This window comes from Novosphingobium capsulatum NBRC 12533, from assembly GCF_001598375.1.
In the GTDB taxonomy this organism is placed as follows: Bacteria; Pseudomonadota; Alphaproteobacteria; order Sphingomonadales; family Sphingomonadaceae; genus Novosphingobium; species Novosphingobium capsulatum.
In genome coordinates this window covers 1-21,695 of the sequence record NZ_BCYV01000026.1, presented here as the reverse complement: position 1 = coordinate 21,695, position 21,695 = coordinate 1, and the positions used below count along the sequence as shown (strand labels likewise).

22 protein-coding genes and 1 other RNA gene are annotated in these 21,695 nt (G+C 65.9%); 8 read left to right on the top strand and 15 right to left on the bottom strand.

Going from position 1 to position 21,695, the window contains the following annotated elements:
* Positions 1-94: 94 nt before the first annotated feature.
* Together SCA01S_RS19330 and SCA01S_RS19325 are read right to left on the bottom strand one after the other, a co-directional pair.
* A complete protein-coding gene (locus tag SCA01S_RS19330; RefSeq protein ID WP_062788312.1) occupies positions 95-556 on the bottom strand; it encodes a DUF3237 domain-containing protein in 462 nt (153 codons plus the stop codon).
* Between the two features lie 48 nt (positions 557-604).
* Positions 605-2,080, bottom strand: a complete 1,476-nt coding sequence (locus tag SCA01S_RS19325) for a lignostilbene-alpha,beta-dioxygenase (RefSeq protein ID WP_500797062.1) — start codon at positions 2,078-2,080, stop codon at positions 605-607.
* A 71-nt stretch (positions 2,081-2,151) separates the two neighbouring features.
* On the opposite strand from SCA01S_RS19325, the gene SCA01S_RS19320 reads away from it, so the two are divergent.
* Both SCA01S_RS19320 and SCA01S_RS19315 read left to right on the top strand, forming a co-directional pair.
* Positions 2,152-2,622, top strand: a complete 471-nt coding sequence (locus SCA01S_RS19320; RefSeq protein ID WP_022676914.1) for a Saro_0803 family transcriptional regulator — start codon at positions 2,152-2,154, stop codon at positions 2,620-2,622.
* Positions 2,623-2,730: 108 nt separating this feature from the next.
* A complete protein-coding gene (locus SCA01S_RS19315; protein ID WP_062788310.1) occupies positions 2,731-3,996 on the top strand; it encodes an MFS transporter in 1,266 nt (421 codons plus the stop codon).
* A gap of 48 nt (positions 3,997-4,044) precedes the next feature.
* On the opposite strand, the gene SCA01S_RS19310 is transcribed toward SCA01S_RS19315, so the two are convergent.
* From SCA01S_RS19310 to SCA01S_RS19295, 4 genes are read right to left on the bottom strand one after another with little or no spacing between them, the layout of a single operon-like run.
* On the bottom strand, positions 4,045-4,590 hold the full coding sequence (locus tag SCA01S_RS19310) for an NUDIX hydrolase (protein ID WP_062788308.1): 546 nt from the start codon (positions 4,588-4,590) through the stop codon (positions 4,045-4,047).
* Positions 4,587-5,258, bottom strand: a complete 672-nt coding sequence (locus SCA01S_RS19305) for a TPM domain-containing protein (RefSeq protein ID WP_062788306.1) — start codon at positions 5,256-5,258, stop codon at positions 4,587-4,589. The genes SCA01S_RS19310 and SCA01S_RS19305 overlap by 4 nt, the downstream gene beginning before the upstream one ends.
* A gap of 1 nt (position 5,259) precedes the next feature.
* Positions 5,260-6,063 carry a TPM domain-containing protein gene (locus tag SCA01S_RS19300; RefSeq protein WP_062788304.1) on the bottom strand — a complete coding sequence of 268 codons (804 nt, stop codon included), beginning with the start codon at positions 6,061-6,063 and terminating at the stop codon, positions 5,260-5,262.
* A 4-nt stretch (positions 6,064-6,067) separates the two neighbouring features.
* A complete protein-coding gene (locus SCA01S_RS19295) occupies positions 6,068-6,673 on the bottom strand; it encodes a LemA family protein (protein ID WP_043609664.1) in 606 nt (201 codons plus the stop codon).
* 169 nt (positions 6,674-6,842) lie between these two features.
* Between SCA01S_RS19295 and mscL the strand changes: the two genes are divergently transcribed.
* Together mscL and ssrA are read left to right on the top strand one after the other, a co-directional pair.
* A complete protein-coding gene (mscL, locus tag SCA01S_RS19290) occupies positions 6,843-7,283 on the top strand; it encodes a large conductance mechanosensitive channel protein MscL (RefSeq protein ID WP_062788302.1) in 441 nt (146 codons plus the stop codon).
* A 177-nt stretch (positions 7,284-7,460) separates the two neighbouring features.
* Positions 7,461-7,818, top strand: a transfer-messenger RNA (tmRNA) gene (gene ssrA / locus SCA01S_RS19285).
* 71 nt (positions 7,819-7,889) lie between these two features.
* On the opposite strand, the gene SCA01S_RS19280 is transcribed toward ssrA, so the two are convergent.
* From SCA01S_RS19280 to SCA01S_RS19270, 3 genes are read right to left on the bottom strand one after another with little or no spacing between them, the layout of a single operon-like run.
* Entirely contained in the window at positions 7,890-9,350 is a 1,461-nt protein-coding gene (locus tag SCA01S_RS19280; RefSeq protein ID WP_062788301.1) for an MATE family efflux transporter, read from the bottom strand.
* A gap of 5 nt (positions 9,351-9,355) precedes the next feature.
* Positions 9,356-9,877 carry a YceD family protein gene (locus SCA01S_RS19275; protein WP_062788300.1) on the bottom strand — a complete coding sequence of 174 codons (522 nt, stop codon included), beginning with the start codon at positions 9,875-9,877 and terminating at the stop codon, positions 9,356-9,358.
* Positions 9,874-10,389 (bottom strand): ubiquinol-cytochrome C chaperone family protein, encoded by a 516-nt coding sequence (locus SCA01S_RS19270; RefSeq protein ID WP_062788298.1) that lies wholly within the window; start codon positions 10,387-10,389, stop codon positions 9,874-9,876. The genes SCA01S_RS19275 and SCA01S_RS19270 overlap by 4 nt, the downstream gene beginning before the upstream one ends.
* Before the next feature lie 233 nt (positions 10,390-10,622).
* On the opposite strand from SCA01S_RS19270, the gene SCA01S_RS19265 reads away from it, so the two are divergent.
* Genes SCA01S_RS19265 through hslU form a run of 3 tightly spaced genes read left to right on the top strand, consistent with a single transcriptional unit; the run spans position 10,623 to position 13,051 of the window.
* The gene (locus SCA01S_RS19265; protein WP_054132673.1) at positions 10,623-11,144 is read left to right on the top strand and encodes an outer membrane protein assembly factor BamE; all 522 of its coding nucleotides are present in this window, start codon (positions 10,623-10,625) and stop codon (positions 11,142-11,144) included.
* A gap of 48 nt (positions 11,145-11,192) precedes the next feature.
* Positions 11,193-11,750, top strand: a complete 558-nt coding sequence (gene hslV / locus SCA01S_RS19260; RefSeq protein WP_022676924.1) for an ATP-dependent protease subunit HslV — start codon at positions 11,193-11,195, stop codon at positions 11,748-11,750.
* Positions 11,750-13,051 carry an ATP-dependent protease ATPase subunit HslU gene (hslU, locus tag SCA01S_RS19255; protein ID WP_062788297.1) on the top strand — a complete coding sequence of 434 codons (1,302 nt, stop codon included), beginning with the start codon at positions 11,750-11,752 and terminating at the stop codon, positions 13,049-13,051. Before hslV ends, hslU begins: the two co-directional genes overlap by 1 nt.
* An 18-nt stretch (positions 13,052-13,069) precedes the next feature.
* On the opposite strand, the gene SCA01S_RS19250 is transcribed toward hslU, so the two are convergent.
* Positions 13,070-14,470, bottom strand: a complete 1,401-nt coding sequence (locus SCA01S_RS19250; RefSeq protein WP_084391138.1) for a peptide MFS transporter — start codon at positions 14,468-14,470, stop codon at positions 13,070-13,072.
* 65 nt (positions 14,471-14,535) lie between these two features.
* On the opposite strand from SCA01S_RS19250, the gene SCA01S_RS19245 reads away from it, so the two are divergent.
* Positions 14,536-14,736 (top strand): DUF1737 domain-containing protein, encoded by a 201-nt coding sequence (locus SCA01S_RS19245; protein WP_062788295.1) that lies wholly within the window; start codon positions 14,536-14,538, stop codon positions 14,734-14,736.
* Positions 14,737-14,887: 151 nt separating this feature from the next.
* Here the strand turns inward: SCA01S_RS19245 and SCA01S_RS19240 are convergent, their stop codons facing one another.
* The 5 genes from SCA01S_RS19240 to SCA01S_RS19220 all read right to left on the bottom strand — a co-directional run bounded on the left by SCA01S_RS19240 (position 14,888) and on the right by SCA01S_RS19220 (position 21,488).
* Entirely contained in the window at positions 14,888-16,705 is a 1,818-nt protein-coding gene (locus SCA01S_RS19240) for an ABCB family ABC transporter ATP-binding protein/permease (protein WP_062788293.1), read from the bottom strand.
* Positions 16,706-16,757: 52 nt separating this feature from the next.
* Entirely contained in the window at positions 16,758-17,750 is a 993-nt protein-coding gene (locus SCA01S_RS19235) for an aspartyl protease family protein (protein WP_062788292.1), read from the bottom strand.
* Positions 17,751-17,860: 110 nt separating this feature from the next.
* On the bottom strand, positions 17,861-19,393 hold the full coding sequence (locus SCA01S_RS19230; RefSeq protein WP_062788290.1) for a lipopolysaccharide biosynthesis protein: 1,533 nt from the start codon (positions 19,391-19,393) through the stop codon (positions 17,861-17,863).
* Positions 19,390-20,406, bottom strand: a complete 1,017-nt coding sequence (locus SCA01S_RS19225) for a glycosyltransferase family 2 protein (RefSeq protein WP_062788288.1) — start codon at positions 20,404-20,406, stop codon at positions 19,390-19,392. Before SCA01S_RS19225 ends, SCA01S_RS19230 begins: the two co-directional genes overlap by 4 nt.
* A gap of 47 nt (positions 20,407-20,453) precedes the next feature.
* Positions 20,454-21,488: a glycosyltransferase family 2 protein gene (locus tag SCA01S_RS19220; protein ID WP_062788286.1), complete on the bottom strand. Its 1,035-nt coding sequence runs from the start codon at positions 21,486-21,488 to the stop codon at positions 20,454-20,456.
* Between the last annotated feature and the right edge of the window lie 207 nt (positions 21,489-21,695).

The window sequence follows — 21,695 nt, the reverse complement described above, 5'->3', positions numbered from 1 at the left end:
CTCCTCTGAAGAGGAGGGGGAGTTAAGGTGTTGACGGAAAAGCCCCCTCCTCTTCAGAGGAGGGGGTTGGGGGTGGTGGAAACCACAAGCAGCTTCACAGAACGCGCCACACCCACAGCTTGATGCCCAGGGGATAGCGCGCGCCGCTGCACACGAAGATCGAGCGGTTCATCCATTCATACTTGCCCACCGGCGCAATGAATTCGGGCACGGTGCGGAAATAGTATTCGGCCGGATCGACTTCCTCGCCGGCGGCAAGGCGGGCCATGACATCGGGCGGGCCGTGGCGCAGGCCCTTGTTGCGGATCTGGATCAGCACGCCATCGTCGGTTTCGATCGCATAGAGCGCATCGGCCACGGTAACGCCGTCGGGCCGGGTGAGCTGCCAATCGGCGGAATTGCCGACCAGTTGCCCCTTGATCAGCGGTCCTTCGACACGCCCGCCGCCGACGATGGGAATGATGCGGCGGGCGCCGTCATAGGTCTGGCCGATCTGGCGCGGCGGCTCCAGGTCGCCGCTCGCCTCATAGACGAATTCCAGTTCGGGCTTGATCATGCATGCTCTCCCATCGGCCAGATCGTTATGCGTCATAGCATGGTGTGGTTATGCCGCCAGGCCGATGTCGGCCGCATCGGCCCAGTTTCCGTGCAGGCCAAAGCGCAGGCGAATGGGGATATGCACGGTGGCAAGCGGCCCCTGGGCGATCGCCTGCGCATCGAAGATCAACAGGTCGCTGCGGGCCTCTTCCAGGCGGTTGCACACCTGCACGATCCAGCCATCGCCTTCGGGCGCGTCCTTGCTGCGCGGGATGAAGCACGGCTCTTGCAGGCTGCTGACCGGGCCGCACCACCAGTGCTGCTCTTCGCCAGTGGCAAAGTTCTTGTGGAACAGGCAGTTCATCAACAACCCACCGGCGCTGCCGCCGCGCAGCTCGACCGGGCGCTGCATGTCCATTTCCAGGAACCAGCCGTGGTGCGTGTGCTGCCCGGCAAAGCGATCGTCGATGCGCGGAAATTCGCAGGCGGTGTTCGACAGGCGCTCGATCGCGGTAAAGGCATCGCCGTTGCTGGCCATGTCCACCACCCAATCGGTGGGATAGCTCATCGCTTCGCGTCCGTTGAACGGGGCGCCGTGCACATCGGGGAAGAACGGGAACATGTTGTTCTTCGCCTCGCAGGTGACGAAGTGGATCTTGCTGCCATCCTGCCAGGCGTTCAGCACGTGGCTGGCAAAGCAGTTGTCGCGCGTGAACCAGCGAATGTCTTCCTGGCTCACGCCATCGCGCCGGGGGATCACGCCCAGGTGCACGGGCTTGGTGGTGTCAAAGCCGAAGTGCGGCAGGCCCGCCTCCAGCCGCTCCCAACTGCCGATTGAGGGCACGATGTGCAGCAGCAGATAGTCCTGCGTGATGCCGAAGTCGTGCATCATGCAGTAATAGGGCACCTTGAACCACACCTCGCGCACCAGTTCGCCGGTCGGACTTACTTCCATATAGGTCACGTCATCGGTGCACAGGCCGCTGGCGGCATAGCCGATCGCCACCATGTTGCCGGAGGCCGGATCGACCTTGGGATGGGCGGTAAAGGTTTGGCCGGTCATGCGGCCACCGAACTTTTCAAAACCGATGGTTTCCATGCTGGCCGGGTCCATCAGCAGGGCGGGGCTGTCTTCCTTCATTGCCCACAGCTTGCCAGCGTGGATGAAGGCGTTGGTATTGGCGGTGGAGCGGATTTGCCCTTGCACGCTCTCGTCATCGGTCAGCGGGTTGCGATAGGCGCCGAACAGGCCCTTGCCGGCGGCCTTTTCCAGTTTCCACTTGTCGGTGTGGGCCCAGCGCTGGCGGAAATCCACCTGCCCATCGTGGATGTGGAACCGGGTGATCATGCCATCGCCGTTGAAGGCAATATCGTCACCCAGGCGCGGGGGGAATTGCGGGTCTGGCTGAACGCGGTAAAACGCCCCGTTCAGTTCGCGGGGAATTTCCCCATCGTGGGCCAGGTCGGCAATGTCGGCCTCGACCCGCGACGGGGTGTTGAAGCCGGTAAAGCTGGGCGAGGCGGGAAAGTGAGACACTGGCATCCTCCTGCTAGTTTTGTATGGTTGACTAACAATTGCGCTTATCTGATGCGCAAGGCAATGGGGAGCAGGCATTGATCAAGGACAAGTTTGCCGATGTGGTGACCCCGCCACCGGGCGAAGAGGCCGATATCGGCGAAATCAACGGCATCCTGGGCTTCCATATCCGCCTGGCCCATGGCGCCTGCCTGCGCCATTTTACCGAGACCTTCACCGAGCTGGACCTGACGCAGAAGCAGGTTTCGGTGCTGTGGCTGGTCGACGATCACCCCGGCATTGCCCAGACCGACCTGGCTCAGCGCCTGCGGATGGACCGTGCCACCACCATGGCGATCATCAACCGCCTTCAGGCCAAGCACTATCTGCGGCGCGACCGATCGGCCGAGGACGGGCGCAAGCAGGCGCTGTTCCTGGAACCTGAAGGCCAGGCCATGCTTTCGCGCGCCAAGTTCGCGATCGGCGAGCACGAGGCCTGGGTGAAGCGCCACTTTTCCGACAAGGAAGTGAAACTGCTGCTGGAATTGCTGGCGCGCATTCACGAGTAGCCAGATCGCTCCGGCATGTTATAAACCATAGCAATAACGCGTCAGCCGGGCGCGGACGGGAGAGATACGATGTTGCACGATCCGCGCGAGGTGATTCGCCAATCCCCGATGGGAACGCGGCAGTGGATCGCCGTGGCGCTGATGATCGCCCTCAACGCGCTCGATGGGTTCGACGTGCTGTCGAGCGCCTTTGCCGCGCCGGGCATTTCCAAGGAATGGGGCATCGGGCGCGATGCGCTGGGCGTGGTCCTGTCGATGGAACTGATCGGCATGGGCTTTGGCTCGATCCTGCTGGGCGGCGCGGCAGACCGGTTCGGCCGGCGTCCCACTGTGCTGGGCTGCCTGGTTGTCATGGCGATCGGGATGGGCTTGGCCACGACGGCCGCCAATCCCTACACGCTGGGCTTGTGGCGCCTGCTCACCGGTTTGGGCATCGGCGGCATGCTGGCGGCGATCAACGCGGTCACGGCCGAAATCTGCAGCAACAAGGGCCGCAGCTTGGCGATGTCGTTGATGGTGATCGGCTATCCCATCGGCGCCACGGTGGGTGGCACGATCGCGGCGCTGCTGCTGAAAAGCGGGGACTGGCGCGTGGTGTTCGAATTCGGCGCCATCGCCACGCTGGTGTTCATCCCGCTGGTCTATTTCCTGGTGCCCGAAACGCCGGCCTGGTTCCTGGTCAGCCGCCCGGCCGACGCCCTGGCGCGTGCCAATCGCTCGCTCGCCGCGCTGCGCTTGCCCACGGCCCAGGCGCTGCCTCCGGTGGAGCCAGGTGCGCCGCGGGCCAGCCTGCTCGATATCCTGCGGCCCGGCCTGGTTGGCACCACGCTGCTGCTGACGCTGGGCTATTCGCTGCATTGCATCACGTTCTACTACATCCTCAAGTGGAGCCCCAAGATCGTGGCCGATTTCGGCTATACCCAGCCGCAGGCGGCCAGCGTGCTGGTCTGGGCCAACATCGGCGGGGCGATCGGCGGCGGGATGTTCGGCTTCCTGATGCACCGCTTTGGCATCAAGTGGCCCACGATCGCCATGCTGGTGGCCGGCACCGTGGCGGTGTCGCTGTTCGGGCTGGGGGCGCAGAGCCTGGCCGGTTGGCGCCTGGCGGTGTTCTTCACCGGGTTCACTACCAATGCGGCGATCGTCGGGTTCTATTCCGCCTTTGCCCACGGCTTTCCGGCCAAGGTGCGCGCCACGGGCACCGGCTTTGCCATCGGTGCGGGCCGCATCGGCGCGGCCGGTTCGCCGATCCTGGCGGGCGAGTTGTTCCACACCGCCGGGCTGCCGCTGCTGACCGTATCGGTCATCATGGCGCTGGGGTCGCTCGGCGCGGCCGCCACTTTGCTGGCGCTGCGGCTGCGCGCTGCGGATTGAGGGGGTTGAGAGTGCGGGCGCGGCGCCAGGGTGCCGCGCCTGCCGTGTTCAGCGCAGGATACCCGGCCCCAGAAGGGTGAGAATCTTCACGTCCACCGCCATGCCCTCGGCCCGGCGCGCGGCGATATAGTCTGCCATGCCATCCAGCGGCACGTGGTGCACGGTAATGCCTTCGCCTTCCACCCCGCCGCCGGCCGAAACGCGCGCCAGGCCATGGGCGCGGAACAGGGTGAAGCTTTCCGAGACCATGCCGGGGCTGGACCAGAATTCGCCCAGCGGTTCCATGTGCGTGGCGCGATAGCCGGTTTCCTCTTCCAGCTCACGCAGGGCGGCCAGGGCAGCATCTTCGCCGGCGCTGCTGTCATCGTCGCCGATCAAGCCGGCGGGCAATTCGATGCAGGGCCGGCCCAGTGGCACGCGGAACTGTTCGACCAGGATAACCTCGCGCGCGTCGGTGATCGCCAGGATCACGGCGGCGCGGATATTGCGCGCCCGGCCGACATATTCCCAGCGGCCGCGCGTTTTTGCGGTGATGAAGCGGCCTTCCCAGCGGGTTTCTTCGGGATTGTCGCGGTATTCGTCTTCAAGACTCATAGCAGGATAGGTCCGTCGGGCAGTTCATTGTGATCGTGCGCCCGCGCCGGGGAGGCCTCGCGGAGCACGGCGCCGATCTGGGCGAGGGCGGCCTCCATGCCTTCGGCGAGGTGCCCTTCGCGCAAGGGGCCGAGCAGCGCGGCCATCGCCTCGCCCCAGACATCGGGACTGACGCGATCGGCGATGGCGCTGTCGGCAATGATCTCGGCCTTGCGTTCGGCCAGCGAGACATAGAGCACCACGCCGGTGCGCCCGGTGGTACGGCTTTCCGCGCTCAGGCGGAAGGCAGTCAGCGCGCGGGCATGGACCCGCGCCCGCTTGATCGGCGTCGGGGTGAGCCACAGGCGCAATGCGCGCCATTGCAGCAGCGCCAGCATGGCGGTGAACTTGAGAAGGGCGACGCTCAGCGCCAGGCCGAAATAGGCCCGGGCGGTCCATTGCGTGGCCCACAGGCCCAGCACGCGATCGACCAGCGCGACATAGAATGCCGGGGCTGTTTCCAGCGCGGCGAGGGCGAGGAACGCGATGAACACCGCCCAGGCCAGCGCAACATCGGCATAGGGATCGGACGCCGGCGTGATCACCGGGACGATCTCGCCGGCGGTCTCAGCCTCGGCCCGGGCCACGGCTGCGGCAATGCGGGCCTGTTCCGCCTCGGTCAGGATCATGTCACCAACTCCCCGAGGCGCCACCGCCGCCAAAGCTGCCACCGCCGCCGGAAAATCCGCCGCCACCGCCGCCGCCCCAGTCGGAGCCGCCGCCCCCGCCACCGCCGCCCCAGCCACCGCTGGGGAAGATGAACACGCCTGGCCCACCACCGCCATAGCGGCGACCGCCGCCGCGCATGGCGCGGATGAACGGCAGGACGAAGAACAGGCCGAAGATCACCAGGAATACCACGGTGCCGGCATCGAAATGCGGTTCGCGCGCCTGTTTCTGCGCCTGCTCGGCCTTGGCCGCTACCTGGCGGGCCTGGTCTTCGGGCAGCTTGAGCTGGGCGATCAACTGATCGGTGGCGGCGTTGATGCCACCGGCATAATCGCCGGCCTTGAAGCGGGGCACGATCTCGCGCTGGATGATGATTTCAGACAAGGCATCGGTGAGGATACCCTCCAGGCCATAGCCGACCTCGATCCGCACCTTGCGCTCTTTGGGAGCAACCAGCAGAATCGCGCCATCGTTGCGCTGCTTGTCGCCCAGACCCCAGGCGCGGCCAAGGCGATAGCCATAGTCCTCTATCTCGTACCCTTGAAGATCGGGCACGGTGGCCACCACCAGTTGGCGCTGCGATTGCTGTTCCAGCGCGGCCAGCTTGGCATCGAGGGCCTGGACCTGCTGCGGGTTGAGCAGATGGGCATCATCCACCACGCGCCCGGTCAGTTGCGGGAACGTCTGCGCCCAGGCTGGCGTGGCGAAGATCGCCAGCACCAGCAGGGCAAGGGCGGCCAGCCGCTGCGCCGCGCTCTGTTTCATCGGCTTAATTGAAATTGACCTTGGGCGCGGTATCGGCGCCCGGCGTCGTCGCCTGGAACGGCACCATCGGCTTGGCACCATAGATCACCTTGGCGCCGATCACCGCCGGGAACGTGCGGATCGTGGTGTTGTAGGACTGTACCGCGTCGTTGTAATCGCGGCGGGCCACGGCGATACGGTTTTCCGTGCCTTCCAGTTGGCTTTGCAGCGCCAGGAAGTTTTCGTTCGACTTGAGGTCGGGATAGGCTTCGACATTGGCCATCAGCCGGCCCAGGCCCTGCGACAGCTGGCCCTGGGCGTTCTGGTAGGCGGCCACCTTGGCCGGATCGGTAAGATCGGCTGCGGTGATCTGGACCGAGGTGGCCTTGGCGCGTGCCTCGGTCACCTTGACCAGGGTATCCTGTTCCTGCTTGGCATAGCCTTTGACTGTGGCAACCAGGTTGGGCACCAGATCGGCGCGGCGCTGGTACTGGTTCTGCACTTCGGCCCACTTGGCCTTGGCGTTTTCCTCGGCCGTGGGGATCGTGTTGACGCCGCAGCCGGCAAGGCTGCCGGCCGCCACGGCGACCAAGGCAAAGCGGGGCAGGAAGCGGTTGAAAGCGCGGGACATGGATCGATCCTCGTTGCAGATGCGCAAGAGACATAGCGCGGCATGGTTGCGGATCAAGGGCAGTGCCTTGTCGTTGATCGAACTGTAAACGATTTGCCTGCGCGCTTGCCGCCGGCTGGCGGTGGTGGCAATCATTTGCGATTGTGTGGTTAAGAAGGGGAAATGCGCCGTGGCCATTCTCGAAGAGTTCAAGACGTTCATCGCGCGTGGCAACGTGCTCGACCTGGCGGTCGGTGTGATCATCGGCGGTGCCTTTGGCAAGATCGTCACCTCGCTGACCGAAAGCGTGATCATGCCGGTGGTCGGCTTTGTTACGGGCGGCGTGGATTTCACCAAGTACTTCGTGCGGCTTGGGCCGATTCCGGCCAGCTTCAAGGGCGATCCGGAAAACTATGCCCAGCTCAAGACGGCGGGCGTGCCGATGATCGGCTATGGCGATTTCATCACCCAGGCGGTGAACTTCCTGATCGTGGCGTTCATCATCTTCCTGATCGTGAAGGCGGCCAATTCGCTGATCCGCAAGGAAGAAGCCAAGCCCGCCGCGCCCAAGGGGCCGAGTGAGGTGGACCTGCTGATCGAGATCAGGGACGCGCTCAAGGCGAAGGACTGACGCTGGCTGGCGCGCGCCATCTCATGCTCCCCTCCTCTTCAGAGGAGGGGCTGGGGGTGGTGCGAAGCCTTGCGCTATCTTTCCACCACCCCCCGACCCCCTCCTCTGAAGAGGATGGGGAGAGAATGCGGCCGATCCTGGCGCGATTTTTTGCACAGGCTGCGCCGGGCACAGCACCCCCTTCCCAACGCCGCAGGAATCCCTATATGGAGTCGTGCCGGGTTTGACCCGGCTATGGCGATAAACTGCGGCGTGCAATAGACGCAGCGGACCCGGGGGCGGTACCCGGCGGCTCCACCACCTCTCTCGTTCCGGCTCTTGGGCCAGGCGGGAAAGATGACGGGGCCGAACTAGGATCGACGTGTGTTGAAAAGCGTTGTTTTCGCCCGGGCTGAGTAACCCGTTCAAGGCTCAAAACCAACAAGTGCCAACGACAACGAAGCACTTGCTCTCGCCGCGTAACCTGACGGCCTAACGGCCTGATCTTACAAAGCGAAAGCGCGGCTGGACACGCCGGTCAACAGAAGTGATACCAGCGGCCCGGGGGGTGCCGGGCAACAGAAATCCCCCCACCTTTCCCAATTTGCCATCGCGATTGTCCGCCGCTCAGGCAGGCACGGTTTCCGCAGCGCATTCGGCGGCCGCTTCGCTTTCCTGCCGGCGCGCCTGGCTCACCACCCGCGCCTTTTCGCGCCAGCCGGGCCGGGCATAGGCGATCGCCGCCATGGCCACGGCCGCGAGCGAGCCAACCGGGAAGGCGAGCCACAGCGCATCGGCCCCGAGCGAGGGATAGGCGAAGGAATAGAACCCCAGCCGCGCCGGGAACATGGCGATGGACAGCACGATCAGCGGCGCAATCACCACGCCGCCCGCGCGCATCGTGCCGAACAGCATGATCGTCATCCCGAACAGGATGTAGCTCCAGCTGGCGAGCAACTGGATATGGCGCGCCATGTCCACCGCCGGGCTGGTCGAGCCCAGGAACAGCACCAGCACCGGGCGGTCGAACGCCAGCAGCAGCGCGGTCATCAGGCCGGTGACGGCGAAATTGAGGATCAGGCCAGCGCGCGTGATCCGCCCCAGCCGATCGATCAGGCCGGCGCCGATCGCCTGCGCGGCCATGGCGCTGAGCGCGGCGGAAATGGCCATGGCCGGCATCTGCAGATAGGTCCACACCTGCAGCGATGCGCCATAGGCCGCGCTGACGATCGAGCCTTCGCGGTTGACCAGGCCCAGCATGATGATGCCCGCGCCCGACACGATCAGCATCTGCGCGCCCATCGGCAGGCCCTTGGTAACGATATAGCGCAGCTCGTCCATGCGCGGCACCAGATAGCCCAGTTCCGCCCCGCGCAGGCGCAGCGGCAGGTTGCGGGCATAGGCATAGATCACCAGCACCAGCATCGAGACATAGGACGAGATCGCGGTGGCCAGCGCCGATCCGGCAATGCCGAGCGCCGGGATCGGCCCCAGCCCGGCGATGAACACCGGGTTGAGCCCGCAATCGAGCACTACCGACACGATCATGAAATAGAGGCTGGTCTTGGCATCGCCCGCGCCGCGCAGGCCCATCGAGATCATGACCGAGATCATCGTTGCCGGCAGCGCCACGAAGATCACGCGCAGATAGGCCAGGGCAAAGCCGAAGATATCGGCCGGCGTGGACATCAGGCGCAGCAACGCCGGGGTAAAGATCCAGCCCGCCGTGGCCACGATCATCGCCAGGCCCACGCAAAAGCCCACGGCCGTGCCGAACGTGCGCCGCGCGGCATCGACATTGCCCGCGCCAAACGATTGCCCAACCTTGACCGTGGCGGCCATGCCGAAGCCGAACACGGCGGCAAAGACCAGGAACATCACCACGTTGGCATTGGCCGTGGCCGCAAGCGCCGAATCGCCCAGCAGGCGCCCGACCCAGATCGCGTTGATCGACCCGTTGAGCGATTGCAGGATATTGCCCACCAGCGTGGGCATCGAAAACAGCAGCAGCGTTTTCAGGATCGGCCCGCGCGTGAGATCGCGCGCGCCGGGCCCGCCGGGGGCGGTGTTGCCTTGCGGTCTGGCCATGTGCCTTATTCCTTGCCGCGCAGGGCAGCCAGGGCGGCGAACGGCCCGCTGGCCTCGTCACCGGCGAGGTTGTGTTCGGCCCGGGCCTTGTCGGCCAGGGGGCCTTCGGCAAAGGGATCGATCGCCAGCGCCAGGCTTTGCGCCACCGCTTCGCCCAGGTCGAACGTCAGCCCGGTATAGGGGATCTCGTCGCAATCGTCGGCAGACAGCTCGATCTCTTCATCCGGCTCGGCCGCGATCTGCGTTTCGGGCACGAAGCGCAGGTGCAGCGGCTCGTCGATCTTGACCGGGAAATCCTCGCCGGAAATCGCGCAGGCCTGGATGATCGCGGCGGTCAGGCGGCCATCGGCGCGCACCACCGGGCCATCGGCGGTCAGCTTGACCTGTGCCCGCACGGCATCGATCGCCGAAATACCAAAGCGGCCGGCCAGGCGCCGGCGCGCATCGGCATCGGGCTCCAGCACCAGGGGCGCGTCGCCGATCTGGCGCAGATCGACGATGTAGGAATATTCGGGGGTATTGCTCATCGTCCAATCTCCGCAGCCAGGACCCGGTCTGCCGGCGCCAGCGCCAGGCCGGCGGCAAAGGCGCGTGCACGGCGGGCAAGGGGCAGGGGGTCTGTGCCCTCGGTCAATGTCATGTTGCGGGCAAGCGCGGCGGCAAAGGCGTCTTCATCCGCTTCCAGCCCGTCGCGATAGGCGCCCAGGCGGCCGCCCAGCGTGCTCATCAGCTTGCCCACATGCTTGCCCACCACCAGATCGCCCACGCCGCTTTCGCGTAGCTGGCCGTCCATGTCTTCCACGAACAGTTCGGTCAACCACACCGATGCCGGGATCAGCCCGGGATCGCGTTCCATGCGCACCAGCACGATGCTGAGCACCAGGGTGATCATGTCGAACCGCCCGGCCACGGTATCGGCCACGCCGCAATCGGCATACCATTCCTTTTCGCGCGCGATTTCCACCACGCGGTGCCACAGCGGGCGGGCGGCATCGCGATCATCGCGGGTCTGGCCCAGCAGACGGGCAAGAAGGGACATGGGGCGGGCATCCTTTGCAAGCGTGGCAGCAGCGCCGGGGCGCGGCCAATTTCAACCGGACGGCGCAAACCGGCACGCCGCCATTGCGGACAACCCGTTTCGCCCCTAAGGCTTGCGCGGATATAGGGCGCTGTGGCGCGAAGGCAAAGTGTGCCTTTGTGCGTGGTGCCAGTGGGGATCGGGCCCATCAGACAGCCCGCATGTCCCGCAAGGGTCGAATTTGGAGTGATCGAATGCGCGAGAATCGGATGGCCCTGAACGGTGCGGCGCGGGTGGCAAAGGCGACGGCGCTGGCTGGTCTGGTCGTGCTGGTCAGCGGCTGCGCCAGTATCCGCGACCATCGCGGGTTCCAGATGGACAAGGCGCTGACCGATTCGGTGCAGCCGGGCGTGGACAACCGCCTGTCGGTGGAACGCGCGCTGGGCCAGGCCACGTTCAAGAGCCAGTTCGGCCCGCAAAGCTGGTACTACGTGTCGATCGATACCCGCCAGAAGCCGTTCAAGCGCCCGCGCACCAGCAGCGAGCAGGTGCTCAAGGTCAATTTCGATCCCGCCGGCAACGTCAGCACGATCGACCGCGTCACGCTGACCCGCGTGCCCACGATCCATCCGGTGCGCGAAGCGACGCCGACGCTGGGCCGCAACCGCAGCTTCTTCCAGGATCTGTTCGGCAATATCGGCTCGGTCGGCGCCATGCCGGGCGGCACCACCGGCCAGGGCCGTGGCCCCGCCGGCTCGGGCCCGAACGGCAGCTGAGCCAGGGCGGTGGCTTGAAAGCCATGCCGGCGATCCCATATCGCCGGCATGGACGATAGCAAGGCGAGCCACGGCCTGGTCCAGTGGCACGGCACCACGATCATCGGGGTGAAGAAGAACGGCCGTACCGTGATTGCGGGTGACGGCCAGGTTTCCATGGGCAACACGGTGATGAAGCCGAATGCGCGCAAGGTGCGGCGCATCGGCGATGGATCGGTGATCGCCGGCTTTGCCGGGGCCACGGCCGATGCCTTTACCCTGTTCGAGCGGCTGGAGCGCAAGCTGGAGCAGCATCGCGGCCAGCTGATGCGCGCGGCGGTGGAACTGGCCAAGGACTGGCGCACCGACAAATACCTGCGCAATCTGGAAGCACTGATGATCGTGGCCGATGCCAGCACGCTGCTGGTCTTGACCGGCAACGGCGACGTGCTGGAGCCCGAAGGCGGCATTACCGCGATCGGTTCGGGTGGCAACTATGCCCTGGCCGCCGCGCGGGCGGTGGATGCCTATGAAGACGATCCCGAAAAGATCGCCCGCCGCGCCATGCAGGTGGCGGCCGAAATCTGCGTGTTCACCAATGACCGCGTGACGCTGGAAGAAATCTGATGCTCGACAGTCTGACCCCCAAGGCCATCGTCCGCGCGCTGGACGAGCATATCGTTGGCCAGGCCGATGCCAAGCGCGCCGTCGCCGTGGCCCTGCGCAACCGCTGGCGCCGCCAGCGCCTTTCGCCCGACCTGCGCGATGAGGTGAGCCCCAAGAACATCCTGATGATCGGGCCGACCGGCTGCGGCAAGACCGAGATCAGCCGCCGTCTGGCCCGCCTGGCCGATGCGCCGTTCGTCAAAGTGGAAGCGACCAAGTTCACCGAAGTGGGCTATGTCGGCCGAGACGTCGAGCAGATCGCCCGCGACCTGGCCGAAGAAGCGATCCGCCTGGAAAAGGACCGCCGCCGCGAAGCCGTGCGCGAGGCGGCAAGCAAGGCGGCGATGGACCGCCTGCTCAAGGCCCTGGTGGGCGATGGTGCCAGCGAAGCGACGCGCGAAAGCTTTCGCCAGCGGCTGAGCGAAGGCGCGATGAACGACGTGGAAGTGGAAATCGAGGTGGAGGATGCCCCTGCCGCCCCGATGGAAATTCCAGGGCTTGGCGCCAACGTTGGCATGATCAACCTGTCGGACATGATGGGCAAGGCGTTTGGTCGCCAGCCCTTGAAGCGCCGCAAGATGCGCGTGGCCGATGCCTGGGACAAGCTGGTGGACGAAGAGTCCGAAAAGCGCATGGACCAGGATGACGTGGCGCGCGTGGCGCTGCAGAACGCGGAAACCAACGGCATCGTGTTCATCGACGAGATCGACAAGATCGCCGTGTCCGACGTACGCGGCGGCTCTGTCAGCCGCGAAGGCGTGCAGCGCGATCTGCTGCCGCTGATCGAGGGTACGACGGTTGCCACCAAGTATGGCCCGATGAAGACCGACCATGTGCTGTTCATCGCCTCGGGCGCGTTTCACGTGGCCAAGCCTTCGGACATGCTGCCCGAATTGCAGGGCCGCCTGCCGATCCGCGTGGAACTGAAGGCGCTGAGCGAGGATGACTTTGTGCGCATCCTGGCTGAAACCCGCGCTAATCTGGTGGAACAGTATCGTGCCTTGCTCGGCACGGAGCAGGTCACGCTGGACTTCACGCCCGAAGCGGTGCGCGCGATTGCCCGCACCGCCGCGCAAGTGAACGAGAGCGTGGAGAACATCGGCGCCCGGCGGCTGCAGACGGTGATGGAAAAGCTGCTGGAAGAAGTGAGCTTTGACGCCGAGGATCGCGTCGGCACCACGGTGACGGTGGATGAGGCCTATGTCGCCGATCGCCTGGCGGGACTGGCCGGCAATGCGGATCTGTCGAAGTATATCCTGTAACGGCGTGGGGGCGGTGGGTTAGTGACCCGCCGTCCCAGCTTCGTTTTTCACCAGCGTGTCGGGGCCGCCGAACACCCGCAACGGATGGCGCAGGGCCAGGAGCAGGACGCCGGCAATCGCCGGGATCGCTGCCGTCACGAGCCAGAACACCGGCGGGCTGACCTGGGTGTACCATCCTCCCATCGGCCCGCTGATCAGGCTGGCCACGGCCACCGAAAGCATTTCCACCCCGATGAGCGTCCCGCGCCAGCGTTCCGGCGCGCGGGTGGCGAAATAGGCATGCATCACCGGGGCAAAGAACATTGCGCCCAGGTTTGAGAGCAGGTGAAACGCCACCGGCAGCCAGATCGGCCCGCGCGTGGCCGTGGGCGAGAGAGCGAGCAGGAGCGTGGAGGCGGCAAAGATCAGGCAGCCAGTAGCCAGCTTGGTCAGGCTGTCAGGTTCGGCCTTGCGCGTGGCCTGCCAGCGCCACAGCAGGATCAGCAGCGGCGCCTCCACCGCCGGGGCCAGCCCGTCAAGCGATTGCAGCCAGGGGATCGGCACGGCAAACGTGCCCACGGTCATGGCGATATGGTCCCGCACCCACAGGCTATAGACGTTCCACACCTGCGCCTGCGCGGTCCAGAATGCCACGCTGAATGGCCAGACCATGGCGAGCAGACAGACATTGCGCTTTTCCGGCCCGGTGAGCGGCACCGCCGGTCCGGCCTGGCGCGGCGGCACCTGCGGCGGCAGGTGGCGCGATCCGGCCAGATACCAGATCAAGCCGGCCAGCATGCCCACGCCCGCCACGGCAAAGCCGGCGTGCCAGCCATAGTACTTGGCCATGGTGCCGCTGGCGATCGGGGCGATGAACGCACCGACATTGATGCAGAACGTATAGACCTGGAAGGCATCGCCCAGCCGCCGGTCGCCCGCCGCATAGAGCGCGCGGATCTGCGGCATCAGATTGCCGCGCAACAGGCCCGCGCCGATCACCAGCAGGACCAGCGCCAGCAGGAACGTGGCATCGAATGCCATGGCGAAATGCCCAGCCGTCATCGTCAGGGCGCCCAGACTGACCGCAGCACGGCGGGTCATCACCTTGTCACCGATCCAGCCGCCGACCAGCGGCAGGAACGTGATCGCCGAGAAATAGAGCGCGAAGGTTTGCGTGGCCAATTGCGTCACGCTCATCGGGCCGAACACATGCTCGAGGCCCGCGCGATAGCTGGTAAAGCCGACGACATGCTCCACCCGCCCGGGCAGCAGCAGTTCGCCGGTCATGTAGAGCACCAGCATGGCCACCATGCCATGCCAGGAAATGCGGTCCCACAACTCTGTGCCGGCCAGCACCCACAGCCCGCGCGGGTGATCGAGCCAGTTGCGCTTTGCGGTCTCGGGAGAAGGGATGGCGTCGGGACTGGCGATCGGTTCCATGGCCGCCGGTGGTGCCGTCAAACACGCGGGCTGGCAAGCGGGCGCCGCCATGGTAAACCCTGCCCATGCACGAAACGCCCGACAACCGCCCGATCTATCGCCTGCTCACCGGCAAGGACGACCGCGCCTTTTGCGAGCGCGTGTCAGAGGCCCTGGCCCAGGGCTGGCGCCTCTATGGCTCACCGTCGATGACCTATGACGGCGGCATGGACTGCATCAAGGTGGCGCAGGCCGTGGTGTGGCACGGGGCCGATGTGGTGAAGTGACGGATTCGCTTGAGGTAAAAGAAAACTTTGTAAAATCAGCTTCATACCCCCCTCCTCTTTAGAGGAGGGGCTGGGGGTGGTGCGAAGCCTTGCGCTGCGCATCCACCACCCCCCGACCCCCTCCTCTGAAGAGGAGGGGGAGAAAAGAGCCTTACTCTGCCGCCTCGCCCAGTTCCTCGCTTTCGGCGGCCTGGCGCGCCCACATTTCGGCGTAGAGCCCGGCGCGGCGCAGCAGATCGGCGTGGCTGCCCTGTTCGGCCAGGCGGCCCTGGTCGATCACCAGGATCGTGTCGCTATCGGCAATGGTGGAAAGCCGGTGCGCGATCGACAGCGTGGTGCGATTGGTGGCCACGTCGCGCAGCGTGCCCAGGATATCCTGCTCGGTGCGGGTATCGAGCGCGCTGGTCGCTTCATCGAACAGCAGGATCGGCGGATTTTTCACCAAAGTGCGGGCGATCGCCACGCGCTGCTTTTCCCCGCCTGACAGCTTGAGCCCGCGTTCGCCCACCTCGGTGTTCAGTCCTTGCGGCAGGCGGGCGATGAAATCGCCGATCGCCGCACCGCGCGCCGCTGCGGCCACATCATCGGGCGTGGCGCCTTCGCGGCCATAGGCGATGTTGTAGCCGATGGTATCGTTGAACAGCACCGAATCCTGCGGCACGATGCCGATCGCCGCGCGCAAGCTGGCCTGCGTGACCGTGGCGATATCCTGCCCATCGATCAGGATGCGGCCCGAGAGCGGATCGTAAAAACGGAACAGCAGGCGGCCGATAGTGGACTTGCCCGCGCCCGAAGGCCCGACAATGGCCACGCGGCTGCCCGCCGGCACTTCGAACGAGAGGCCATGCAGGATCGTGCGATCGGGATCATAGCCGAACACGACATTGTCGAACGTGAGCGATGGCCGGCGCACGACCAGCGCCGGAGCGCCGGGCTTGTCGGCCACTTCCACGTCGGTGTCGATCAGGCGGAACATCTCGGCCATGTCGATCAGCCCCTGGCGGATCGTGCGATAGACCATGCCCAGCATGTCGAGCGGGCGGAACAGCTGCGTCAGGTAGGTCTGCACGAACACCAGTTGGCCTGCGGTGAACTGGCCATGCCACCAGCCCCACACGGTGTAGGCCAGCGCACCGGCCATCAGCAGGTTGACCACCAGCGCCTGCGCGATGTTGAGCAGGCCAAGGCTGTTTTCGCTGGCAACGGCCGCATCGGCATAGGCGCGCGCGGCCTGGCCATAGCGGGCTTCCTCGCGCTTTTCGGCGCCGAAATACTTGACCGTTTCGTAGTTGAGCAGCGAATCCACCGCGCGCGACAGCGCCTGCCCATCGAGCCGGTTCATCCGCTCGCGCAGGTGGCTGCGCCATTCGGTGATCGTGCGCGTGACCCAGATATAGGCCGCCACCGCCACGGCCGTTGCCGCCACCAGGCCCCAGCCAAAGGTGATCCAGAAAATCACCGCGACAACGATCAGTTGCAGGATGGTGGGGGCGATGTTGAACAGCATGAAATAGAGCATCGTATCGATGCTCTTGGTGCCGCGCTCGATCGTCTTGGTTACCTCGCCGGTGCGGCGTGCCAGGTGAAAGCGCAGCGACAGGCGGTGCAACTGGGCAAAGACATGCTCTGCCAGCGAACGCGTGGCATCCTGGCCCACGCGTTCGAACACGATGTTGCGCAGGTTGTCGAACGCCACCCCGGCAAAGCGCCCGGCGGCATAGCCCAGCACCGTCCACATCGCCAACATGCCCAGGCGCGGCCCGGACGTGTTCATGGCGTCGACCGCCCATTTCAGCAGATAGGGCAGGTAAAGCTGCACCCCGGTGGAGGCGAGGATGAACACGCACGCCACGACGATGCGCCAGCGCAGACCGGGATTATCGGCCGGCCATAGATAGGGAAGAAAGCGCTGGAGTGTGTGCCAGCCATCGTGGCGGGCACCGGGGGCATTTGGTTTTTCGGGCGGCATCGCCTTCACATAGGCATTTTGCCGGCAGATGCCACCTGCTGTTTGCCAGCAATCAGCGCGCGGCCAGCGCCTGTGGCGCGGCTGGCGTGAAATCGAACATCACCCGGCGCCGGGCAAAATCGATCCCCACCTTCTGGAACGCGCTCAAATCGCGCATGCCCAGCAAAAGCGCGGGGCGGCGGCTGAGCTTGAGGTGGGCAAAGGCGGGGGCATCGGCAAACGCGAAGGTCAGGTTGCGGATATCCATGCCGCCGATCCGCATAACGCGCGCCTGGCCCACGTCGGCAGTGATGACCTGTCCGGTCACCGCGATCAGGCGGGCCTGTTGCTCGCCCTGCCGGCGGTTGAGCGCGCGCTGCAGGGCGCGATTGCCGATAGAGGTATCCGATCCGGTATCGATCATCACATCGGTCCTCACGCCATCGACCGTGGCCTCGGTCATGATCAACTGACCCGAACGGCGCCGCGCGGTAACGACGATGTCATAGCCGTCGGCATGCGGCGCATCGGGCGCGGCATTGCCGATCATCATGCGGTGCGCGGCAAAATCGATCGTCACGCGCTGGTCCTGCAGCCCATCGAGGCCGACAATGCCCTCAGCCTCCAGGTCGTGCCCGTCCACCAACGGTGCTTCCAGCCCGGAAAAGCGCCGGGTGCCAAGCGACATTTCGGCCACGGTGACCAGGTCCACGTCTTCCAGCCCGGCGACGCTCACCAGCGTGGCGCGACCACTGGGCGCCAGGCCGAGCACCTGTGCTGTCTGCCGCGTCAACACCGTGCGTTCCGCGCCGGTATCGACGATGAAGGCAAAGGGCCCGGCACTGCCGATCGTGACCGGCACGGTGAGTCGGGTGCGCGCATCCTGTCCCAGGTGGATTTCTTCCATCGGGGGCAGGCCATCGCCCGTGGCAGGTTTCGGTGCGGCAAGCAGGGGCGTCGCAGTCAGCGGGGCGGTTTGCGCAGGTTGCGCGGACACCGGCAGGGCCGCCGCCATCAAGGCGAGCGGGCCGAGCGTGCCGGCAACCTTTTGGGCCAGCATCAACATCGTCAGGTTCCTCTCCGCTCAGCAGGTTACGCCTGCTTGGACGGCAGCGCCATTGCTATTTTCAACTGCGCAGGCCCGGATCGAACGGAAACGGGATATTCACCACCGTATCACGGCGAAACCGGTTGCTTTCGCCAAGGCAGCGCCGCGACGATTTCACCCACCAGGCCCAGCACTTCGCCAAGCAGGGGGTGGCGCGTCAACCGCATGACGACAAGCCAGCACAGGATGCCTGCTGCCACCATGGCAAAGACTTGGCCCAAACCGCACGCGCCCGGCCCGGCCCATAGCGCATAGCTCGCCAGCAGCGGCGCCACTGCCGCTGCTGTCACGGCCAGGCTCTGGCCATAGATGCGCGCCAGGCTCGACCAGGAAAAATCCAGCATCGCCCGCATGAACGGGGCATAGATCACCATCCAGATCAGCCCGTGGACAAAGCGCGAGATCGCCACCGCCACCAGGCCAAACGGCGCGGCGGCGATGATCAGGCCCACCGACAGCACGGTTTCCACGATGTTGCGGTGGATCAGCCCGCGCTTGCGCCCCAGCAGCAGCGGCAGATCGGCATTGAGCGGCAGCGAGATATAGCACAGCTGCGCCAGCGCCACCCACAGCAGCAGTGGCGCGGCGGCCAACCAGCGCTCGCCATAGAGCGCCTGGATCAGCGGCTGCGCCAGCGTGGCGATGCCGGCCATGGCCGGCCAGGTCACGCCGGTATAGGCGGCGACCACGCGCAGATAGGGCGGCCCCAGCGGATCGCCCTGGTCGCGCACCCGGCGGAACGCGGGATAGAACACGCCGGTCACCGCGCCCGCCACCAGCATGCGCAGTTGCAGGGCCAGGCCTGAAGCGCGCGCGAACAGCCCGACGGCGGTGTTATCGATCAGCCGCCCGATCACCAGTTCGGGCGCCCGCGCCGTAATCGAATAGCAGGTGGACAGCACCGAATTGGTCCCGCCCAGCTCCAGCACCGGCCGTGCCCCCTTCAGCCGCAGCGGCCAGGGCACCATCACGCCGGCGCGCCACTGGCTCACCACCAGGCGCGCGCCCTGCTGGGCAAAGGCGCCCCAGGCCAGCGCCAGCGCGCCATGACCGAGCACCGCCAAAGTCACCGCCGTGGCGGCGTTGGCGATCGACGATCCCACCTCGATCATGGTGTTGGACTTGTAGTCCATGCGGCGCTGGCAGGTCGCCTGCGGCACGATCGACAAGGGCACCAAGAGATAGGACGATGCCACCACCAGCAGCACCGGCAAGAGTGCGGGATCGTTGTAGAAGCGCGCCACCGGTACGGCGCTGGCCAGCGCCAGCAGTGCGATGCCCCAGGCAAAGACCACCGAGATGGTGAACGCGGTCTGCAGCTTTTCCGGCGTCAGGTCGCGCTCGCCGTTGACATAGCGCGCCACGCCGAAGTCCTGCAGGAACGCCACGATCGTGACCGCGGCAAAGGCGATCGAAAACAGCCCGAGCTGCGCCGGCGTGATGAACCACCGGGCCAGAACCACGCTGGTGGCGAACTGAATGGCAAAAGAGGCGTATTGCGACATCAACGCCCAGGCCGCTGCCGTGCGCACCGACATTTCGGGCGCCGGGCTGCCGGTTGCCGGATGGGGCCGGCGGGGCGTGTCGCGCTTCGCCGTCATGCTGCTTGCCGCGCCAGGGCGATCGCAGTCTGCATGGCGCGCAGCGGATGCCCGGCTTTCAGCAGGCGGATCGCGGTGCGCCACAACCGTGCCCTGGGGGCGCCATCGGCGATATGGCCCAACAGCACGGGCCAGGCCTCGCCTGCCAGGCGATCGGGCGCATAGAGCAGGCGATCGATCATCCGCTGCCGCACATAGGCCGCGCTGCCTGCGCCAAACATGCCATCCAGCATGTCGAGAGTGGGCAGGGCGGAAAGCTGCGCGGTCGGGTCGCTTCCGGTTCGCGCCCGCGCACCATGGGCCAGCCAGGCAATCGCGGCATTGCGCGCCTGGGCCACGACATGGCGCGAACTCACCTGGCCGGGCGTGATGCGATAGGCGAGCAGGCATTCCGCCAGGTTGGCCATGCGCGTCTCGCTCGCCAGGCGCAGCCACAGGTCATAGTCTTCCGCGTGGATAAACGCCTCGCGATAGCCGCCCGCCGCGCGCACCAGATCGGTGCGCACCATGACGGCGCTGTGGCACAGGATCGGTCCATGCTCCAGCGCGGCCAGAATGGCGCCATGATCGTGCGGGCGCTGGATCGGCGGGTTTGGCGCCGGGGCGCCGGTCTCGTCGATGAACGTAGTCTCGCAAGCGACCAGCCCGTGGTCGGGATGCTCTGCCAGGAACGCCACCTGACGCGCCAGGCGTTCCGGCATGCAGATATCGTCGGCATCGAAGCGGGCGACCAGCGGGGCGCGGGCCTGCGCGAACAACTGGTTGAGGCTGCGCACCAGGCCCTGGCGCGGCATCGCGATCGGCCGCACGCGCGGATCGCGCGCAGCATAGGCCTGGGCAATCGCCAGGCTATCGTCGGTCGATCCATCATCCAGGATCAGGAATTCGAAATCGCCAAAGGTCTGCGCCAGCACGCTCTCGATCGCCGGGCCCAGGGTTTGCGCCGCGTTGTACACGCTGGTGGCCACGGTGACGGCCGGTGTCGAAGAAGGTGAGGCAGGAATGGCGGGCATCTTTGCAAAAGGAGTAGGGGATGGTGGGGCAAGCAGGCCGGGCATGGTCACTGCTCGCTATCGAGATAGCTGGGAGACGCTGCGCCGCGCGTGCCGCCACGGCGATGGGCGCGGCGGCGCCAGCGCAGCATAGGCGCGGCCAGCCCCGGCAGCCAGTGCCACAGCGCTAGGGCCAGCTGCCAAATCGGGCCACCCATATGCCCATTCAGCCGCGTGCCGATCTGGCGCAGGTCCGCCAAGCCCGAACGCGCCTGGCCGGCGACGATGCGATCGATGGCTTCCTCGAATGCCAATGCATCGCGCGTGTCGTTCATCAAGCGCTCGACCGTGGCAATGTCCGGCGCGCCAGGCGGTAGGCTGGCGCGGGCCTTGCTCTGCACTTTCAGGCTCCCGCGCAGCAGGCGCAGCGCCTGGGCCGATGCGGAACCGGCGCGAACGCGGTATTCGCATAGCACCGCGTCGACATAATGCGCTTCGCCGCCCAGCGCCATGAGCCGCACCCACAGGTCGAGATCTTCGGCATGGGTCATGGTTTCGTCAAAGCCACCCACGGCCAGGCAATCGGCGCGGCGAAAGACCGAGCCGATATAGACATTGAACGAGCGGTCGAGCACGCCAAGCCAGGTGCCGCGCGTGCTCTGGAGGTGCTCCACGCAATAACGCTCTCCTGCCACGGCGCCAAACATGCGGGCATTGCAGGTGGCGAGGCGCAGCGCGGGATCGGCTTCCAGCACCGGCACCATGGTCGCAAGGTAGGCCGGGCGAAACAGGTCATCGCCATCGAGCAGCGCGATCAGAGGCGCCGTGCTTTGCGCGATGGCGGCATTGCGCGCGGCCGAAACGCCGTGGTTCGCGGTCTGGCACAAACGAATACGCGGATCGGACCGGAACGGCGCGAGCGCACCGGCCACCGCCGGATCGCCATCATCCACCACGATCGCTTCCCACGCGGTCATGTCCTGGCGCTGCAGCGATGTCAGTGCCTCGCCCAGGAACGCCGCCACGCCAAAGCCCGGCACGATCACGCTGACGCGCGCGGGCGTGCCATCAGGCGGAAGAGGCGGGGCGAGTGGGGCGACCATTGATGCGGGCTTATTCCGTGCGGGTTTAAGGATTGGCTTACAATGGCCCAAAGAATCAGGAGAATCACGGAATGTCGGCGCCATCTGGCCACAAGGGCAGGCTGACGCGATCGAGGTGCACCAAAATGCGTGAAAAAACGCGTTCTTTTCCAATGGGTTCCAAAGATTTTGAAACAAAATTGCAAAACGTCGTTGACGCCTGTGCCA

Coding starts and splice junctions, on each gene's coding strand:
- SCA01S_RS19330 (WP_062788312.1), bottom strand. CDS start 556: ATGATCAAGCCCGAACTGGAATTCGTCTATGAGGCGAGCGGCGACCTG.
- SCA01S_RS19325 (WP_500797062.1), bottom strand. CDS start 2,080: ATGCCAGTGTCTCACTTTCCCGCCTCGCCCAGCTTTACCGGCTTCAAC.
- SCA01S_RS19315 (WP_062788310.1), top strand. CDS start 2,731: ATGGGAACGCGGCAGTGGATCGCCGTGGCGCTGATGATCGCCCTCAAC.
- SCA01S_RS19310 (WP_062788308.1), bottom strand. CDS start 4,590: ATGAGTCTTGAAGACGAATACCGCGACAATCCCGAAGAAACCCGCTGG.
- SCA01S_RS19305 (WP_062788306.1), bottom strand. CDS start 5,258: ATGATCCTGACCGAGGCGGAACAGGCCCGCATTGCCGCAGCCGTGGCC.
- SCA01S_RS19300 (WP_062788304.1), bottom strand. CDS start 6,063: ATGAAACAGAGCGCGGCGCAGCGGCTGGCCGCCCTTGCCCTGCTGGTG.
- SCA01S_RS19295 (WP_043609664.1), bottom strand. CDS start 6,673: ATGTCCCGCGCTTTCAACCGCTTCCTGCCCCGCTTTGCCTTGGTCGCC.
- SCA01S_RS19280 (WP_062788301.1), bottom strand. CDS start 9,350: ATGGCCAGACCGCAAGGCAACACCGCCCCCGGCGGGCCCGGCGCGCGC.
- SCA01S_RS19275 (WP_062788300.1), bottom strand. CDS start 9,877: ATGAGCAATACCCCCGAATATTCCTACATCGTCGATCTGCGCCAGATC.
- SCA01S_RS19270 (WP_062788298.1), bottom strand. CDS start 10,389: ATGTCCCTTCTTGCCCGTCTGCTGGGCCAGACCCGCGATGATCGCGAT.
- SCA01S_RS19265 (WP_054132673.1), top strand. CDS start 10,623: ATGCGCGAGAATCGGATGGCCCTGAACGGTGCGGCGCGGGTGGCAAAG.
- hslV (WP_022676924.1), top strand. CDS start 11,193: ATGGACGATAGCAAGGCGAGCCACGGCCTGGTCCAGTGGCACGGCACC.
- hslU (WP_062788297.1), top strand. CDS start 11,750: ATGCTCGACAGTCTGACCCCCAAGGCCATCGTCCGCGCGCTGGACGAG.
- SCA01S_RS19250 (WP_084391138.1), bottom strand. CDS start 14,470: ATGGAACCGATCGCCAGTCCCGACGCCATCCCTTCTCCCGAGACCGCA.
- SCA01S_RS19245 (WP_062788295.1), top strand. CDS start 14,536: ATGCACGAAACGCCCGACAACCGCCCGATCTATCGCCTGCTCACCGGC.
- SCA01S_RS19240 (WP_062788293.1), bottom strand. CDS start 16,705: ATGCCGCCCGAAAAACCAAATGCCCCCGGTGCCCGCCACGATGGCTGG.
- SCA01S_RS19235 (WP_062788292.1), bottom strand. CDS start 17,750: ATGTTGATGCTGGCCCAAAAGGTTGCCGGCACGCTCGGCCCGCTCGCC.
- SCA01S_RS19230 (WP_062788290.1), bottom strand. CDS start 19,393: ATGACGGCGAAGCGCGACACGCCCCGCCGGCCCCATCCGGCAACCGGC.
- SCA01S_RS19225 (WP_062788288.1), bottom strand. CDS start 20,406: ATGCCCGCCATTCCTGCCTCACCTTCTTCGACACCGGCCGTCACCGTG.
- SCA01S_RS19220 (WP_062788286.1), bottom strand. CDS start 21,488: ATGGTCGCCCCACTCGCCCCGCCTCTTCCGCCTGATGGCACGCCCGCG.